We start from the raw sequence: 15571 nt of genomic DNA, 5'->3' as shown, positions 1-15571 counted from the left end.
GGTTGGTAGGTCGGTATTCTCACCAATACCCATCCGCTTGTCAGTCTGCAGCTGAGCCTCAGGAATCGAGTCATTCATCACCCTTGGGAGCAACACAATGAAGATCGCGCAGCTCAATGTCTATCCGGTCAAGTCGCTGGCTGGCATCCACCTGGAGAAGGCGACCCTGGGAACGAGAGGCTTGGCTTTAGATCGCAACTGGATGGTGGTGGATCAGGTCGGCCGCTTCGTTACCCAGCGGCAGCTGCCGGGCATGGCGCGAGTCTCGGTGCGTCTAGCCAATGACTGGCTGGTGCTCGAACATCCCGAGGCAGAGCCATTGGCCATCGAGCTGGCGCGGCGCGACCAGCCAAGGCTGATCGCCTATGTCTGGGACGATACCTGTCAGGCCCTGGACGAAGGAGAGGAGGCCGCCGCCTGGCTGACACGCGTCCTCGGCGATCTGCGTGGCAGTAACCTGCGTCTGGTGCGCTTCGACGACCAGCATCTTCGCCCGGTCGAGCCACGCTACCTGCAAGGTGAGGAGGCCCATACCGCCTTCGCCGACGGTTATCCGTTCCTCATCGCCTCCCAGTCCTCGCTCGACGCTCTCAACCAACGTCTGGAGGATAAGGGGCTAGTGCCTTTGCCGATGAACCGGTTCCGGCCCAATATCGTGGTCGAGGGAAGCCAAGCCTTTGCCGAGGATGGCTGGCACGAGCTGACGGCACGCAACGGGGCCTACCGGTTCGGTCTACGCAAGCCTTGTCAGCGCTGCAAGATCACCACGATCGACCAGGCCAGCGGCTGCATCGACGTGCCGGGTGAACCGCTGCGAACACTGGTGGAAATGAAGACCCAGCCATTGCGCCCAGGCGCGTACTTTGGCCAGAACGCCACGCTGCTGGGCGGGGAAGAGTGTGTTCTCGCGGTAGGAGATGAACTCGATGCGAGCTAAAGGTTATCTCAAGCGCCTTGCGGGTGAAGAAAAAGAAGCCCGCTCAAAAGAGCGGGCATAAGCAAGGGACTCACGACTGCTGTGCAAGAACCGGCGTGAGTCCTCATAAGGTAGCTCTTGTGCCGCAATACGAATGTCATCCTTTCTCGTTCCTTTGTGTAAGCGATTGCCTACAGCAAGTGTAAGGCTCTGAGGAGAAGCGCCCGGTCAGGCTTTTGTATACATACCTCAACCTGTCTATGATGGGCGGCCCACGATGACAGGAGAGCCTTGATGAGCTTCTATGTTTACCTATCCGGCGAGATCCATACCGACTGGCGCGACGAGATCGAGCGAGGCGCGAAAGCGGCAGGCCTGGATATCGTCTTCACGGCACCCGTGACCGATCATGACGCCAGCGATGCCGCAGGGGACCACCTGGGACGTGAAAGCGATGCCTTCTGGCGCGATCACAAGTCGGCCAAGGTGAATGCCATTCGCACCAAGACGCTGATCGAGCAGAGCGACCTGGTGGTGGTGCGCTTCGGCGACAAGTACAAGCAGTGGAACGCGGCCTTCGATGCGGGCTACTGCGCGGCCCTGGGAAAGCCGTACGTGACCCTTCATGGCGAGGAGATCGTCCACCCGCTCAAGGAGGTCGATGCCGCCGCCATGGCCTGGGCGACCAGCACCGAGCAGGTGGTGGAGATCCTGCGTTACGTGACCGAGGCCTGAAGGCGCGGGCCTTCCGACTCGAAGCAGTTGGCCACGCGCCTGAGGTACCGGCGCGTGGCCTCGCCGCCATTACAGCGTCATGAACGGCATCGGCTCCTGGTCGGTGAACTGGTAGACATCCCAGTCACCGCGCTTCGGGCCCGGCATCCCAGGAGTGCCGATGGGCATGCCGGCAAGGCCGATGCCGCCGACCTCGGGGCGCTCCTGGAACAGCCGCTCCACGGCCTCGAAAGGCACGTGCCCCTCGATGGCATAGTCGCCCATCAGGGTGGTGTGGCAAGAGCCCAGGCCGTAGGGCAGGCCGACCTGCTGCTTGATCTTGCCGACCTCCACGTCGTCGATGATGGTGACCGAGACGCCTTTCTCTTCGAGTTGCCGAGCGTATTCGTGACAGCAGCCGCACTCGGGGTTCATGTACAGGGTGGCTTCGGTGGGTAGAGCCGCGTGGGCGGTGCCGGCGGCGCCCAGCAGCAGGCTGGCGGAAAACAGCAGGGATGAAGTGCGACGGTTCATGATTGTGCTCCGGTCATTGGCTTGGAAGAGGTGAAGAGATACTTGAGCAGGGCCGCGATACCGAGGCCCAGCAGGGCAAGAACGGTCAGTGGCATCAGCCAACCCAACCAGCTCATGTTGCCCATCAGGGCGAGGCAGTGAGTCATCATGGTGGCTCTCCTTCTCAGTTGGCCAGCCAGGTCACGCCGTTGGGGCCGTGGCCGGTTGCGTGGGTCGCAACGATCTCCCCAGCTTGCAGGTCGATAACCGACAGGCTGTCGTCGAACAGGCTGGTGACGAAGGCGAAGCGGCCGCTGTCGTCGATACTGATCCCGTGAGCCCCTGCGCCTACCTCATAGGTGGCGACAACCTGCCGTGTGCTGGTGTCGATGACCGAGACACGGTTGTCGGGGTCGTCACTCGTGCCTTCGTTGGCCACCAGCATCAGCTTGCTGTCAGGGGTTCCGTAGACCTGAATCGGCAGCCGGTTGACCTCCACTGTGGCTGCGACCTCGCGTGAGGCAGTGTCGATGACGGCAATGCGATTCTCGTCACGCAGGCTGACGTAGACCTGTTTGCCGTCAGCCGTAAAGCCGACCTGGACAGGGGCTTCTCCTACCGCGATGCGGGCCACTTCTTCGTGAGTCTTCGTATCGATGACCGAAACGCTGCCGTCCGCCACGTTGGCCACGTAGAGTTCGCTGCCATCGGGGCTCAGGCGCAGGCCGTGGGGATAGTCGCCTGTCCCAACCGTGGCGACCACTTCACGAGATTCCAGGTCGACGACTGAAACGCTGGCGTCGCCGGCATTGGTCACGAAGGCGAACTGGCCGGCGGGGTCACTCACCACATGGGCTGGGTGGCTGCCCACCGGGATAACGGCGAGCGGCGTGCCATCGAAATGGCCAGCATCGAATACCTTCAGTTTGCCGGGCTCGTCGCCGTGGCCATGACCATGCCCATCATCGCCGTGAGCATGACCGGCCGGCTCGCCGACCGCGAGCAGGTAGCGGCCGTCGGCGCTGACCTGGACGTTATGCGGTGCAATGGCGATGGCGTGGGTGGTCGAGGTGCCCTCGGCAAGGTGGATATGGGTGAGCGAGGCGCCGCTTTCGTCGGCGGTGACCACCTGGCCTTGCGGCATCTGGCCGGCCAGGGTAGCACTGCTGCCCAGCGCCAGGCTGGCGGCAAGCAGCCAGCCCAGGGCGGGACGTAGTGGTGTCGTCGCAACGCGGTGTGAAACGGCTTCGGTGACGGGACGGCGGACAGGCGCGCCTTTCTGGATAAGGGTTATCATCAGAACTCCTGATCTGCGAAATCGGGTAGGGCTTGGGTTCGTTGGGCGGCAGGACCGCCGTGCAGGATCAGGTTCTGGGAGGGCGCTGCGGAGGCAGGGGCGAGTAGGGCAGGAATGCCACACCGGGCGTGGCTGACTGCTCGTCTGGGCCGGAGAGGGCCAGCTGCAGCCGGGGGGTAACGGCAGTGCAAGTACCGCAGTGATGCTCCTCGGCGCTGCTGGCTTCGTGCTGGATCTGAGCCACGGCGACACACTCGGTCGGGTCGGCTTCCATGGCGGCATGACTGGTGAGGCTGCCCATTGCCACCAGCAACGCGAGCAACAGCGCCAGAAGGCGCAGCGTGCGTCGATGTTGCAGGTTGGAAAGGGCGAGTCGGGTCATGGTGGTGCCTCGGTTGCTTATCCTCAATCCTATAGTGGCCAGGGTCGCGCTGCATTGACCTGGCGCAATTCACCGCTCTCCTTCATCGCGATGGTCATGTCCGTGGCGGTGCAAAAAGAAGTGCATGCCCAGGCACAGCAGCATGGGGAGCAGCAACAGCAGGCTGCTGCCGGTCTGGCCGCGCCACAGCACGAACAGCATGGCAGCCCCCATCATCACCAGGCAGAGCGTCATCATCCCGCCATGCAGCCTGCTCGAACGTTCGCCCCGGGGCTGGTCGGGTGTTTCGTGGCGGTGTGCTGCGGGGTCGGCCTGTGGCCTGGGGTTGGAGCGGGTCATGAGGCGTCTCCTTTGGCTTGGGTACGGGCGTAGCGCCGCTTGAGCAGCAGCGAGTTGCCGATCACCGACAGCGAACTGGCGGTCATGGCGATCACCCCGATCATGGGGTGCAGCAGGCCGGCGGCGGCAATGGGAATGGCGGCCACGTTGTAGCCACTGGCCCAGATCAGGTTCTGCACGATCTTGCCGAAGGTGGCTTTGGAAAGGTGCATGGCATCCACCACGCCGGTGAGCTCGCCCCGCACCAGGGTCACGTCGGCGGCCTCGATGGCCACGTCGGCACCGGCGCCGATGGCGATACCCACGTTGGCCTGCTTGAGGGCGGCAGCGTCGTTGATCCCGTCGCCCACCATGGCGACATGGTTGCCGTGCTTCTCTTGCAGCGCCTTGATGGCATCCACCTTGCCGTCGGGAAGCACCTCGGCCTGAACCTCGTCGATGCCCACTTCCTCAGCCACGGCCCGGGCGGCGCGCTCGTTGTCGCCGGTTATCATCACCACATGCAGGCCGAGCTCGTGCATGCCGCGAATGGCCTCCTTGGACTCTTCCTTGAGCGTATCGGCCACGGCGACGAGCCCCAGGGCCTTGCCATTGGCGGCGACGATGACCACGGTGCGGCCCTTTTCCTCGAGCCCCTGCTTGGTCTCTTCCAGGGCATCCAGGCCGCTGACACCCTCTTCTTCCAGTAGCTTTCGGTTGCCGATCAGCACCGTTTCGTCACCCACCTTGCCCGATACGCCCCGGGCCCCGGTGGACTTGAAGTCGCTCACCCGTTCGAGCGTGACTTCGCGCTCCCTGGTGCCCTCGACGATGGCCCGGGCAATGGGATGCTCGGAGGCATCCTCGACGCTGGCGGCCAAGGTCAGTAGCCGCTTTTCCTCTACCCCTTCGGCAGGCACCGCATCGGTGAGCTTCGGCTCGCCGCGGGTGATGGTGCCGGTCTTGTCGAGCACGATCACCTTGATGTCCTTGAAGGTCTGGATCGCCTCGCCGGAGCGGATCAGAATGCCGCGTTCGGCGCCGATGCCGGAGCCGACCATCAGCGCCGTGGGGGTGGCCAGGCCCAGGGCGCAGGGGCAGGCGATGACCAGCACGGCGATGGCGGCAAGGATGGCCAGGATCGGGGTGGCGGCCGTGGGGTCGACCCAGGGCAGGAAGTTGGCGCCCCATTCGAGGATCGGGCGCAGCGCATCGCCGGCCAGCAGCCAGGCCAGCAGGCTGGCCAGGGCGATCACCAGCACTGCCGGCACGAAGCGGCCGGTCATGCGGTCGGCAAACTCCTGGATCGGTACTCGCGAGCCCTGAGCCTCGTCGATCAGTTTGACCACCTGGGACAGGAAGGTATCGCCGCCCACGCGAGTAGCCTCGACACGTAGCCGCCCCTCCTTGTTGATGGTGGCGCCGATCACGCTGTCGCCCAGGCTCTTGTAGACCGGGATCGATTCACCGGTGGCGAGGGATTCGTCGAGATGGCTCTCGCCCTCCACCACCTTGCCATCGGTGGGAATCTTTTCGCCGGGCCGCACGATCATGATATCGCCGGCTTCCAGCTCCTTTACCGGCACCTCGACCTCTTTACCGTCGCGGTCGACCCGGGCGGTCTTGGCGCTCATGTCGATGAGGCGGCGAATCGCTTCGGAGGCACGGCCTTTGGCCATTGCTTCAAGATAGCGCCCCAGGAGATGGAAGGTCATGATGGTGGCCGCCATCTCGATGAACGAGGTCATGGGGAAGAAGAAGCCGAGCAGCCCGAGCAGATATGGGGGCAGGCTGCCCATGGAGATCAGCACGTCCATGTTGAAGGTGCCGTTCTTCAGCGAACGCCAGGACGCCCTGTGGGTCGCGGCACCGCCAAAGAGGAATACCACCGGAAAGGCGAGCACGGCGACGATGGCCAGGTAGCCGGGAATCGGCTGCCAGAACATGTGCGGCATCATCAGGATCATGATCAGGGTGGTGGGCACTGCGGCGATGATCAGCCGCTTGCGCGCTTCCCTGAGATAATCCTGCTCGATCTGGCTGTCATCATCCTCGCCCGCGTCACTCTCGTCCTGCACGCTCTTGACGTCATAGCCGGCGCCCTCGACGGCCTGCTTGAGGGTCTCGCCATCGGGACCTTTGCTGCCCAGCGTGACCGTGACCCGGTGGCTGGCGACATTGGTCTGGACCGCTTCGACGCCTTCCAGGCGCTCGATGGTCTTGCGCACGATGCCGGCACAGTGGTCCGAGCCCATGCCGGGAACGTTAAGCCGAATCCTGCGCTGACGGGCGCCGCCGCGGACGGCTTTGACGTCGTAGCCTGCCCCTTCGATGGCCTGCTTGAGCGATTCCCCATCGGGCCCGCTATCTTCGTCGACATTGACGCGAACACGATGACTGGCAATGTTGGTCTGTATCTCGCTCACGCCATCGAGTCGCTCGAGCGTCTCGCGTACGATGCCGGCACAGTGATCGCTGCCCATGCCGGGTACTGTCAGGGTGATCTGTTTCTGGCTCATATCGGTCAGTGCCTATCCCGTTGGAGGCAGCGGAAAGCCATCGCTGGCTTTCCGCTCCGTTGCTGGCTCAGCCGCCTTCGCGGTCAGTGGTGGGCAGCGTGGTCGTCCTCGGCATCGGTTTCAGGGGCGGCCTGCTGCAACTGCTGGCGCTGTTCATCGGTCATGAGGTCGTGCATGGCGTTACGCATGCGCACCATTTCCGCCATCATCTCGCCGTGCAGCTCCGCCATCTGGGCATGGATGGCCTGGACTTCGTCGGGGTCGGGGCGTTCTGAGTGCATGGCTTCCATCAGGTCGTCGCGCAGGTTCATCAGCTGTCCCATGCGCTCGAATTGGGCGGGGCGGTGGTCGCGCATCAGTTCGCGCATCTCGATGCGCTGCTCGGGTTCGAGCATCAGCATCATGCCTTTTCCGCTCTCCATCATCGGGCACGGCATCATGCCGCCGCCCATCATGCCGGGGCCCATACTGCCGCCCATCATGCCGGGGCCCATACCGCCGCCCATCATGCCGGGGCCCATGCCACCGCCCATCATGCCGGGGCCCATGCCGCCGCCCATCATGCCTGGGCCCATGCCACCGCCCATCATGCCGGGACCCATGCCGCCGCCTTGCCCCATTTCCTGGGCGAAGGCCAGGCTGGAGGCGGTGCTACCGATAGCCACGGCGAGGCCCGTGGCAATTGCAAGCTTGCGCAGTTTCATGTCGTACTCCTATGAGCGTGATCGCTCGGGTGTGCTGCCGAGGTTGGCGAACGTCAGGTGGACGTCACCGGGAATTGCCGCAAGAAAGAATGCTATGGGGGGAGTCAGGGACGCAGGCGCTGCGTCAATAGATAGAGCGGTGGGCGAGCAAAGGTGGGTGCGGCACTGGGCATGCCGATGTCGGTGGCGACCGGCGGTGGCGCCACTGCCGGGTCAGGCCGATGCGTGGCGGTGCCATCGGCATCCAGGCGTTCACCGCGCAGAAGTATTTCTGCACCGTGTTCCCGGCCGTGGCCGTGCTCGCAGTGAGGCGCAGGGACTGGCGGGTTTGTTTGCGCAAGTTCTTCAGCCACGGCGAAGTGGGGGGATGCCGGCTCTGGATGCGCCGTGGCCTGAACGCCGAACACCACAGCCATCGACAGCAGCAGCAGGCTGAAAAGCCAGCTGCGGCACCACCCGATGCGAGTGATACGGTGCTGCGTGACAGTGGATGATCGCTGCGTCATGGCGTAGCGCTCCGACGTGATAGGCAATATCAGATTAGTCGAAACCGCTTCGAATCCCTTTGACTTGTATCAATCGCACCTCCTTTTTTCAACCTGGGTGCTGCACATAGGTTGTTGTTTTTATGATTTTTTTATTGGCGATGAAGCGGGTGCTTGCGGCTTGCTTGAGACCGTGGAAGACTAGGCACGACCCTGACATACACTCGGTTGATTCATTTCGATGCGTTCTCGTCCTCTCTCCTGGTTGCTCTGTCTCCTCTTCGGCATCCTGCTCGCGCTGCCGCAGGTTGCCATGAGCGCCTGGAATCACGGTGATGAGGACTGCCAGGCAGGCACCTTTGCTGCGTTGGGCACAGCTGTTGTCGTAGAGAACGACAATGGCCAAGTGCAGGGGGGAGAGCGAGCTGCCTGTACGGTTGCGAGTCCAGTCTGTTCTCATGCCAACCTCGCGTTTCCCTCATTGGCTCCTCGCTCGCTCGAGCCTCACCGGCCTGTCGACATGGCTCTTCTTCACGCACCTCGTGATCGACCGGAGCGCCCTCCGCGGGGATAGCGCCTTCACCTCTCTCATGATGTCTGCCGACCAGCGTTGTCGCTGTGCACGGCATTGGATCGGAGTGTCGAGTTTCAGCGACATTCCCACCTGATTTTCCGCAGGGGCAATGATTTCTGCCATGCGCCTGCAAGGAGCACAATTCGAGATGAACTATCCCGACATCGACCCGGTGGCCATTGCCATCGGCCCGCTGCAGATCCATTGGTACGGCTTGATGTACGTGGTGGGCTTCGTTGCCGCCTGGTTGCTGGGGCGTTACCGTGCCCATCGCCTGGGGCTCACGCATGACGATATAGGCGATCTGCTTTTCTATGCCGCGATCGGCGTGGTAGCCGGCGGGCGTCTTGGCTATGTGCTGTTCTATGGCATGGAACAGTTCCTGGCCAACCCACTCTGGGCCTTCCGGCTCTGGGATGGGGGGATGAGCTTCCATGGTGGCCTGATTGGCGTGCTGCTGGCGGCGCTGCTGTTTGCGCGCAAGAAAAGGCTCGCCTTCTTCCAGTTGACCGACTTCATTGCGCCGTTGGTGCCTATCGGCCTCGGCGCCGGACGTATCGGCAATTTCATCAATCACGAGCTGCCGGGGCGTGTCAGCGATCTGCCCTGGGCCATGCCGTTCCCGCACATGGGGCCTGAACCCCGCCACCCTTCAGCACTCTATGAATTGGCTCTCGAGGGTGTGGTGCTTTTCGTGGTGCTGTGGTGGATTTCGAGCCGTCCCCGGCGTCGTGGGCTCGTCTCTGGCCTGTTTCTGCTGCTCTACGGTGTCTTCCGCTTTGCGGTAGAGTTCGTGCGCCTGCCTGACGAGCATATCGGCTTCATCGCCTTCGGCTGGGTGACCATGGGTATGCTGCTGACGCTACCGATGATCGTGGCCGGGATCGGGTTGATTCTCTGGTCGCGACGTCAAGGGCGGGATGCACCTGCCTCATCGACCGCGTCGGCGCCAGAGGCCGGTTGATGGTCGGCTGGCTGTCGCGCAAGCAGCCCCGGGAGCGGCGCTCCTGGGGCAAGCTCGCCGTTTTCATGCTGGTGGCACATGCGGTGGGGCTGGTGTCCTCGGTAGAGGCTCTGATGTCCAGCCGCACGTCCCAGGGGGCGATAGCCTGGATCGTCTCGCTCAATACCATCCCCTACGTGGCAGTACCGACCTACTGGATATTCGGGCGCAACAAGTTCGAAGGCTACGTGCTTTCCCGGCGTGACGAGGACTCAGAGCTGACCCGTGCACTGGCGGACAAGCTCGACGAGCTCAGGGTGCATCGTGTGGAGTGGTCCAGCGGCGATCGCCAACTGGCGGGTGTGGAGCAGCTGGCCAAGCTGCCCTACCTGGGACACAACCGGGCCGAGCTGCTGGTAGATGGGGACGCTACCTTCGACAGCCTGTTCGCCGGTATCGATTCCGCCGAGCGCTACCTGCTGGTTCAGTTCTATATCGTGCGTAACGATGATCTGGGGCGGGAGTTCAAGCGGCGCCTGATCGATCGAGCCAAAGCGGGTGTCGAGGTCTACTTCCTCTATGATGAGATCGGCAGCTACAAGTTGCCCAGGTCCTTTCTCAGGGAACTGCGTGAGGGCGGCGTGAACGTGCATCGGTTCCATTCCACTCGCGGGCCAGGCAACCGTTTCCAGCTCAATTTTCGCAACCACCGCAAGATAGTGGTAGCTGATGGAGCAAAGGCCTGGGTCGGTGGCTTCAACATCGGCGATGAGTATCTTCATGGCCACGAGGAACTGGGCCCTTGGCGCGACACGCATCTCAAGCTGGAGGGGCCGGCGGCGCTGGCACTCCAACTGGTCTTCATCGAGGATTGGCACTGGGCCACCGAGGGGATTCTCGACTTGCCATGGGAGCCGACCGAACCTGGCGAGAACGGGGTGCCCGCGCTGATCCTGCCATCCGGTCCGGCAGATCGGTTCGAAACCGCCAGCCTGATGATTCAACAGGCGATCAGCGCATCGCAGGAGCGGATCTGGATCTCGAGTCCCTACTTCGTGCCTGATGAAGCGGTGCAGTCGAAGCTCAAGCTGGCGGCACTGAATGGGATCGATGTCAGGATTCTCATTCCCGAGCGACCTGATAATCTACTGACATTTTTCGCGGCCTACGCCTTTCTCGGGCCGCTGATCGATGCGGGGGTGGAGATCCATCGCTACCAGGAAGGTTTTCTTCACGGCAAGGCGTTTCTGGTCGATGACATCGGTGCTGCCGTGGGAACGGTCAATCTCGATAACCGTTCTTTCCGCCTCAACTTCGAGGTGACGGCGCTGGTGGTGGACCGCGATTTCGCCTCTGACGTCGAGAGGATGTTTTTGCAGGATTTTGCCAGGTCACGTCAGATGGTCCGTGATGACATCGATGATCGACCGCTTTGGCACCGGGTGGCCGGAAGGGGCGCCTATCTTCTTGCTCCGGTACTCTAGTACCCGGGGCCGGGAACGACTTTTCTGATTTGGAATCCACCCGCTAGGTGGAAAAAGGGAAGAGGCAAACGCTATGAAATATCACGCCACCGATTGGCTACAGGGCCAGGCGTTCTTTCGCTCGGCATGGCTGGCGCTGGTCATGGGGCTGCTGTGCATCGCCATGATGGCGGGGCCGGCATGGGCCGAGGAAGACCCCCAGGAGCAGGAAGAGAGCGAAGCGGAGTGGCCGAAAGGGCATTATCCGTTGCCCGAGCAGGGCGATGTGATCGGTGAGGATTTCGTTGTGACCGCGAAGGACGAGCAGACCCTGCTCGACATCGCACGCGAACACAATGTCGGGTACGAGGAGATCCGCCGTGCCAATCCCGACGTCAGCGTTTGGCTGCCCGGGGAGGGCACCGAAGTAGTCATCCCCGGCCGCTTCATCCTGCCGCCGGTAGCCAGGGAAGGTATCGTCATCAATGTGGCTGAACTCAGGCTCTACTACTACCCGCCGGTAGAAGAGGGCGAGACGCCGCGAGTGGAGACCTATCCGATCGGTATCGGCCGTGAAGGCTTCGATACCCCGTTGGGCAAGACCAAGACCACCATGCGGCTCAAGGATCCGGCCTGGTATCCACCGCGCTCCGTACGTGAGGAAGCGGCGGAACGAGGCGAGACTGCACCCGCCGTGGTGCCGCCCGGGCCGGACAATCCCTTGGGCAGCCATGCCATCCTGCTCGATATCTCCGGCTATCTCATCCACGGCACCAACCAGCCCGACGGCATCGGCATGCGTGCCAGCCGTGGCTGCATCCGTATGTTCCCCGAGGACATCGAGTCGATCTTCGACCGCGTGCCGGTCGGCATGCAGGTGAACATCATCAACCAGCCGATCAAGGCAGGCTGGGACGGCGATACTCCGTATGTACAGGTCTACGAGGCGCTGGGTGAGCAGGAGGCCGGTATGGCCTCACTGATGGAAACGCTAGCCATGCTTCAGCGCAACGACGAGGAGTCGGCAACGCCGCTCAACTATGAGATGTTGCGGGAACTGCTCGAAAATCCGAGTGGCGAAGTGGTGGCGTTGACTCCGGCCCCGGAGCCCGAGCCCGAGGAGGCGGTGGAAGAGGAGCAGGAGCTGCTCTGGAGGGAGCTGGCCGTCTAGTATCGGCTCTAAAGTCGGCAGAGAATCGGGCGCCCAGTCGGGCGCCCGTTTGCGTCAGTGCTGGTGGGAAGGGTCGCCCTCGGTATCTGATTTTATGCTCATGCCGTGTCGAATGTAGTGAATCACCGACCAGACCTGCTCTTCGTCCAGCTTGGAGCCGAAGCTCGGCATGGCGCTTGCTGGATTACCTTCACCGATGATCCAGGCGTATTCGCCGGCAGCGTGGGCCGGACCGTGCAGCGCCAGATCGGTGGGGCTGGGGTCGAAGTCGCGGGTGGCAGGCGCCAGGCCATCGCCCTGGCCAGAGGGGCCATGGCAGGCTGAGCAGTACTGTCGATAGATCTGCTGGCCGCTGGCTAGAACTTCATCGGTGAGGGGTAGGGGGTTCTCGCGCGTCAGCCAATCTTCGGGAATTCCCCGGTCATGGTCATGATCGTGGGCCGCATGGTCATCCTCGCCGCCATGGTCATGGGCCGCATGGTCGTCCTGGCCGCCATGGTCATGGGCCGCATGCTCGTCCTCGCCGCCATGGTCATGGGCCGCATGGTCGTCCTGGCCGCCATGATCATGGGCCGCATGGTCGTGGGCCGCGTGGTCATCCTCGCCGCCATGGTCGTGGCCGGCGTGGTCCTCTTCATTGTCATGGGTGTGGCTGTGGTCCGTATGACCGTGGGCATGGTCGCCATGGCCACGGTCATCGGCGAGGCTGGAGTGAGACGTGACCGACATGGCGGCGCTGACCAGGAGCGCGACGAGCAGTGCGCTGTGGCGGGTCGAGTTCAATACGGCGGGGTTTTCCGCTTGGAAGGGGCGCGGAGTGAATATCTTGGACATGGTGAGCTCCTGACTACGGCAAACGGTGGTCTCGGCGCCATGGCGCCGCTTCGCTGGCAATAATCAGATGACTCTTGGAGGTCGTTCATCGAGGGTGCAGGGTGCCGCAGGGCGGTTCTCGGCAGGGGATTTCGGCGCTTTCGAGACAGCCGAAAGGTCGATGGTGGCAGCCAGCGGCATGGCGCCGCTTATGCAGTGGCTGCCACTAAGGCAGCTCTTCTTGCTGCATTCGTCCTGGCCCGTGTGGGCCGCCTGGCCGCAGGCGGGGGGATCGTCTTGAGCGCCATCGTGCTGGGCATGGGGAGCCTCGAGAACAGCATCTGGGTCGGCAAGCACCGTCGATCCTGCCGACAACGACAGGACCAGGAACAGGCTGACCATGATGAGCAACGTTCTTCGCATGAGCGGCGATATCCAAGGGAGCGCTACCTGCTCATCATCATCAGAAGCTGGGAGTCGGGCAAGCGCTGCCAGATCTCAGTAAGCGAAAAGTCACCAATTACTGATCTCGGTCAGGCGCGAACCCATAACATTCAGCAAGGTATGTGCAGCACCGAGGTTGCCCAGCTTCTCTCTGGCATGAAATACTCCCTTTGTCATTGGCTCACTCCTCAACCTGAATTCATGCGCCGATTCTCCTGTCACTGGCTACCAAGCCTGCTGCTAGCTCTGTTGCTGGGCATCGCACCGCCCGTGGCGGCGGTAGGGCATCATGGCGATCTCTCCTGCCTGCAGAGCCTGGTCGATGAGGAGGTCTCGATGGCCTGGGCCGTGGCCGATGGGGATGAATCGACTTCCAGTGAGGCGCCTCCCTGCTGCCTGCCATGCGCCCAGTGCGGCACCACAATGGCGCCCGTGGTAGGGAGTCCTGTAGTAGCTGCATCTGCTCTACGCGGTCCTGGCGTGGGCAGTCTTTCAGGTCCTCCCGATCCTTTCGAACGCCCTCCTCGTACCTGAATCTCTACCCCCCTGATGGCGCCGTGGACAATCGATCCACGGTGAGAGCTTTCATGCTACGAGGACAATTCAATGAAGCGTCGCGAATTCCTGGGCTACTCAGCGCTGGGTGCCCTGCTGATCTCCACGGCCGGTACCATGGCCTATGCGCTATCTCGCCAGCATCCCCATGGGGCATCGCCCGCCAGCCTTGCCGCCTTGCCGCCGGGCGGCCAGCCGCTGCAACCGCTACCCCGTATCGTCAATTTGAGCGACTCTGTCGCACGCTTTCGCAGCGCGCTCACGCCAGGCCCTCACAGCATCTCCCTCAGTGAGGAGCTCGAGGCCAGGCTGTGGCTATACAACGGCAAGGTGGCACCGCTGATCGAGGTGCGGGAAGGCGATGAGCTGGATGTCACCCTGATCAACGAGCTGGAGCAGGAAACCACCTTGCACTGGCACGGCGTGCCCGTGCCGCAGGCTCACGATGGTGCGCCCTGGGATGCAGTTGCGCCGGGCGAAACGCGCCAGTATCGCTACACCTTCCCCCCAGGGAGTGCGGGGCTCCACTGGTTCCATCCCCATCCTCACGAGGGGACTGCCTGGCAGGTAGCCCATGGGCTGGCGGGGGCGCTGCTGGTACGCCCCACCGTGGATGTGCTGCCTGACGAGATCGAGGAGCATCTGCTGGTGGTCAGTGATCTGCGACTGCGGGCCAACGGTGAAGTGGCGCCGCACACCGCCGAGGATTGGATGAACGGGCGCGAGGGCGAACTGCTGCTGGTCAATGGCCAGCATGAGCCGCACCTGGACGTGGCACCGGGCACTACGCTGCGCCTGCGCTTGATCAATGCCTGTGCCGGGCGCTACCTGCGTCTGCGCCTGGACGAGCATGAGCTGACCCTGATCGGCACCGACGGTGGGCTGATCGAGCGTCCGCAGCCGCTGGAAGAGCTGCTGCTGACTCCGGGCGAGCGCGCCGACCTGCTGGTGCGGATTAGCGAGCAGGCAGAGGAGCGCTTCCTGCTGGCCAGCCATCCCTACGAGCGCGGCTGGATGGGCGACAAGCCGCCTCACCTGGAGCAGGTGGCCCCACTACTGGCGATTCAAACTCTCAACGCAGGGGTCAAGCCCGCCGTTGCGCTACCCGAGCGGCTCGGCCGCGTCGAGCCGCTGGGCGAGCCGGCGGTACGCCGCCAGGTGGAACTGACCGAGGTGATGCCGGGGCATGATGATCATGGTGGCGGCCACGGCGATCCGCACGCCGGCCACGACGACCCACACGCCGCTCACGGCGGAGGCAGCAGCGGCAGCCATCATGGCACCCATGGCCCCGGGGCTGGGGTAGACCATGCGATGGATGAGCCGGCCGCTCCCCCTGAGGTGGACTTCCTGATCAACGGCCGCGCCTTCGCCATGGACGAGATTCTGTTCGAAGGCAAGGTCGGCGAGGTGGAAGAGTGGGAGGTCTTCAACAACTCCCACATGGATCACCCCTTCCACGTGCACGGAACTCACTTCCAGGTGATCGCCACCCGCGATGCCGAAGGCGAATGGCAGCAGGCGCCCTGGCTGGCATGGAAGGACACGGTCAACCTGGCCCCCTACCAGCGACTCAAGCTGCGCATGGTGTTCCGTGAACCAGGTGACTGGCTATTCCACTGCCACATCATCGAGCACGAGGAGCTTGGCATGATGGCGACGATCCGCGTGAGTTGACGCTGTCCACGGACTCCGGTGCCGGGGCCGTTCACGGCCCTGGTCTTATCCAATGCAAGAGTGACTGATCCGGTGAGCGACTC

Annotated in this window: 17 protein-coding genes; 7 read left to right on the top strand and 10 right to left on the bottom strand. The window is 63.1% G+C overall.

The genetic code is table 11. The features are described 5' to 3' along the window. Positions 1–97 precede the first annotated feature (97 nt). The gene (locus tag H1D44_RS11820; protein ID WP_181515056.1) at positions 98–937 is read left to right on the top strand and encodes an MOSC domain-containing protein; all 840 of its coding nucleotides are present in this window, start codon (positions 98–100) and stop codon (positions 935–937) included. 273 nt (positions 938–1210) lie between these two features. Further along, the gene (locus H1D44_RS11815; RefSeq protein ID WP_181515055.1) at positions 1211–1651 is read left to right on the top strand and encodes a YtoQ family protein; all 441 of its coding nucleotides are present in this window, start codon (positions 1211–1213) and stop codon (positions 1649–1651) included. A gap of 69 nt (positions 1652–1720) precedes the next feature. Here H1D44_RS11815 and H1D44_RS11810 read toward each other — a convergent pair whose 3' ends face one another. The 9 genes from H1D44_RS11810 to H1D44_RS11770 all read right to left on the bottom strand — a co-directional run bounded on the left by H1D44_RS11810 (position 1721) and on the right by H1D44_RS11770 (position 8308). Beyond that, the gene (locus H1D44_RS11810; protein WP_181515054.1) at positions 1721–2164 is read right to left on the bottom strand and encodes a DUF411 domain-containing protein; all 444 of its coding nucleotides are present in this window, start codon (positions 2162–2164) and stop codon (positions 1721–1723) included. Continuing rightward, on the bottom strand, positions 2161–2313 hold the full coding sequence (locus H1D44_RS11805; protein ID WP_181515053.1) for a hypothetical protein: 153 nt from the start codon (positions 2311–2313) through the stop codon (positions 2161–2163). Before H1D44_RS11805 ends, H1D44_RS11810 begins: the two co-directional genes overlap by 4 nt. Positions 2314–2327: 14 nt before the next feature. Continuing rightward, positions 2328–3440 carry a YncE family protein gene (locus H1D44_RS11800; RefSeq protein ID WP_181515052.1) on the bottom strand — a complete coding sequence of 371 codons (1113 nt, stop codon included), beginning with the start codon at positions 3438–3440 and terminating at the stop codon, positions 2328–2330. A gap of 67 nt (positions 3441–3507) precedes the next feature. Further along, entirely contained in the window at positions 3508–3822 is a 315-nt protein-coding gene (locus tag H1D44_RS11795; RefSeq protein WP_181515051.1) for a hypothetical protein, read from the bottom strand. 69 nt (positions 3823–3891) lie between these two features. Then, positions 3892–4161, bottom strand: a complete 270-nt coding sequence (locus tag H1D44_RS11790; RefSeq protein WP_181515123.1) for a DUF2933 domain-containing protein — start codon at positions 4159–4161, stop codon at positions 3892–3894. Continuing rightward, positions 4158–6659, bottom strand: a complete 2502-nt coding sequence (locus tag H1D44_RS11785; protein ID WP_181515050.1) for a heavy metal translocating P-type ATPase — start codon at positions 6657–6659, stop codon at positions 4158–4160. The genes H1D44_RS11790 and H1D44_RS11785 overlap by 4 nt, the downstream gene beginning before the upstream one ends. A gap of 83 nt (positions 6660–6742) precedes the next feature. Beyond that, positions 6743–7363 (bottom strand): Spy/CpxP family protein refolding chaperone, encoded by a 621-nt coding sequence (locus H1D44_RS11780; protein ID WP_181515049.1) that lies wholly within the window; start codon positions 7361–7363, stop codon positions 6743–6745. 104 nt (positions 7364–7467) lie between these two features. Next, positions 7468–7869, bottom strand: a complete 402-nt coding sequence (locus H1D44_RS11775) for a hypothetical protein (RefSeq protein WP_181515048.1) — start codon at positions 7867–7869, stop codon at positions 7468–7470. A gap of 88 nt (positions 7870–7957) precedes the next feature. Beyond that, the gene (locus tag H1D44_RS11770; protein ID WP_181515047.1) at positions 7958–8308 is read right to left on the bottom strand and encodes a hypothetical protein; all 351 of its coding nucleotides are present in this window, start codon (positions 8306–8308) and stop codon (positions 7958–7960) included. A 262-nt stretch (positions 8309–8570) separates the two neighbouring features. Here H1D44_RS11770 and lgt point away from each other — a divergent pair, with 262 nt between their 5' ends. The 3 genes from lgt to H1D44_RS11755 all read left to right on the top strand — a co-directional run bounded on the left by lgt (position 8571) and on the right by H1D44_RS11755 (position 11999). Then, positions 8571–9386 carry a prolipoprotein diacylglyceryl transferase gene (gene lgt, locus H1D44_RS11765; RefSeq protein ID WP_181515046.1) on the top strand — a complete coding sequence of 272 codons (816 nt, stop codon included), beginning with the start codon at positions 8571–8573 and terminating at the stop codon, positions 9384–9386. Continuing rightward, a complete protein-coding gene (cls, locus tag H1D44_RS11760; RefSeq protein ID WP_181515045.1) occupies positions 9386–10849 on the top strand; it encodes a cardiolipin synthase in 1464 nt (487 codons plus the stop codon). Before lgt ends, cls begins: the two co-directional genes overlap by 1 nt. A 163-nt stretch (positions 10850–11012) precedes the next feature. Continuing rightward, complete coding sequence (locus tag H1D44_RS11755; protein ID WP_238984485.1) at positions 11013–11999, top strand: L,D-transpeptidase family protein; 987 nt, start codon at positions 11013–11015, stop codon at positions 11997–11999. A gap of 54 nt (positions 12000–12053) precedes the next feature. On the opposite strand, the gene H1D44_RS11750 is transcribed toward H1D44_RS11755, so the two are convergent. Then, positions 12054–12833: a c-type cytochrome gene (locus H1D44_RS11750; protein WP_181515044.1), complete on the bottom strand. Its 780-nt coding sequence runs from the start codon at positions 12831–12833 to the stop codon at positions 12054–12056. A 276-nt stretch (positions 12834–13109) separates the two neighbouring features. On the opposite strand from H1D44_RS11750, the gene H1D44_RS11745 reads away from it, so the two are divergent. Then, on the top strand, positions 13110–13790 hold the full coding sequence (locus H1D44_RS11745) for a hypothetical protein (protein ID WP_181515043.1): 681 nt from the start codon (positions 13110–13112) through the stop codon (positions 13788–13790). A 72-nt stretch (positions 13791–13862) separates the two neighbouring features. Next, the gene (locus tag H1D44_RS11740) at positions 13863–15488 is read left to right on the top strand and encodes a multicopper oxidase family protein (protein ID WP_181515042.1); all 1626 of its coding nucleotides are present in this window, start codon (positions 13863–13865) and stop codon (positions 15486–15488) included. Positions 15489–15571: the final 83 nt, after the last annotated feature.

The sequence above is a fragment of the Billgrantia kenyensis genome (assembly GCF_013697085.1).
Lineage (GTDB): Bacteria > Pseudomonadota > Gammaproteobacteria > Pseudomonadales > Halomonadaceae > Halomonas > Halomonas kenyensis.
The sequence above is the reverse complement of the archived record's forward strand: the minus strand, read 5'-3'. Positions and strand labels throughout refer to the sequence as shown.

Bases quoted from the DNA above. Each gene is read 5' to 3' on its own strand.
- H1D44_RS11780 (WP_181515049.1), bottom strand. From the start codon at position 7,363: ATGAAACTGCGCAAGCTTGCAATTGCCACGGGCCTCGCCGTGGCTATC.
- cls (WP_181515045.1), top strand. From the start codon at position 9,386: ATGGTCGGCTGGCTGTCGCGCAAGCAGCCCCGGGAGCGGCGCTCCTGG.
- H1D44_RS11795 (WP_181515051.1), bottom strand. From the start codon at position 3,822: ATGACCCGACTCGCCCTTTCCAACCTGCAACATCGACGCACGCTGCGC.
- H1D44_RS11810 (WP_181515054.1), bottom strand. From the start codon at position 2,164: ATGAACCGTCGCACTTCATCCCTGCTGTTTTCCGCCAGCCTGCTGCTG.
- H1D44_RS11740 (WP_181515042.1), top strand. From the start codon at position 13,863: ATGAAGCGTCGCGAATTCCTGGGCTACTCAGCGCTGGGTGCCCTGCTG.
- H1D44_RS11820 (WP_181515056.1), top strand. From the start codon at position 98: ATGAAGATCGCGCAGCTCAATGTCTATCCGGTCAAGTCGCTGGCTGGC.
- lgt (WP_181515046.1), top strand. From the start codon at position 8,571: ATGAACTATCCCGACATCGACCCGGTGGCCATTGCCATCGGCCCGCTG.
- H1D44_RS11785 (WP_181515050.1), bottom strand. From the start codon at position 6,659: ATGAGCCAGAAACAGATCACCCTGACAGTACCCGGCATGGGCAGCGAT.
- H1D44_RS11790 (WP_181515123.1), bottom strand. From the start codon at position 4,161: ATGACCCGCTCCAACCCCAGGCCACAGGCCGACCCCGCAGCACACCGC.
- H1D44_RS11800 (WP_181515052.1), bottom strand. From the start codon at position 3,440: ATGATAACCCTTATCCAGAAAGGCGCGCCTGTCCGCCGTCCCGTCACC.
- H1D44_RS11755 (WP_238984485.1), top strand. From the start codon at position 11,013: ATGATGGCGGGGCCGGCATGGGCCGAGGAAGACCCCCAGGAGCAGGAA.
- H1D44_RS11775 (WP_181515048.1), bottom strand. From the start codon at position 7,869: ATGACGCAGCGATCATCCACTGTCACGCAGCACCGTATCACTCGCATC.
- H1D44_RS11815 (WP_181515055.1), top strand. From the start codon at position 1,211: ATGAGCTTCTATGTTTACCTATCCGGCGAGATCCATACCGACTGGCGC.
- H1D44_RS11805 (WP_181515053.1), bottom strand. From the start codon at position 2,313: ATGATGACTCACTGCCTCGCCCTGATGGGCAACATGAGCTGGTTGGGT.
- H1D44_RS11770 (WP_181515047.1), bottom strand. From the start codon at position 8,308: ATGAGAACAGACTGGACTCGCAACCGTACAGGCAGCTCGCTCTCCCCC.
- H1D44_RS11750 (WP_181515044.1), bottom strand. From the start codon at position 12,833: ATGTCCAAGATATTCACTCCGCGCCCCTTCCAAGCGGAAAACCCCGCC.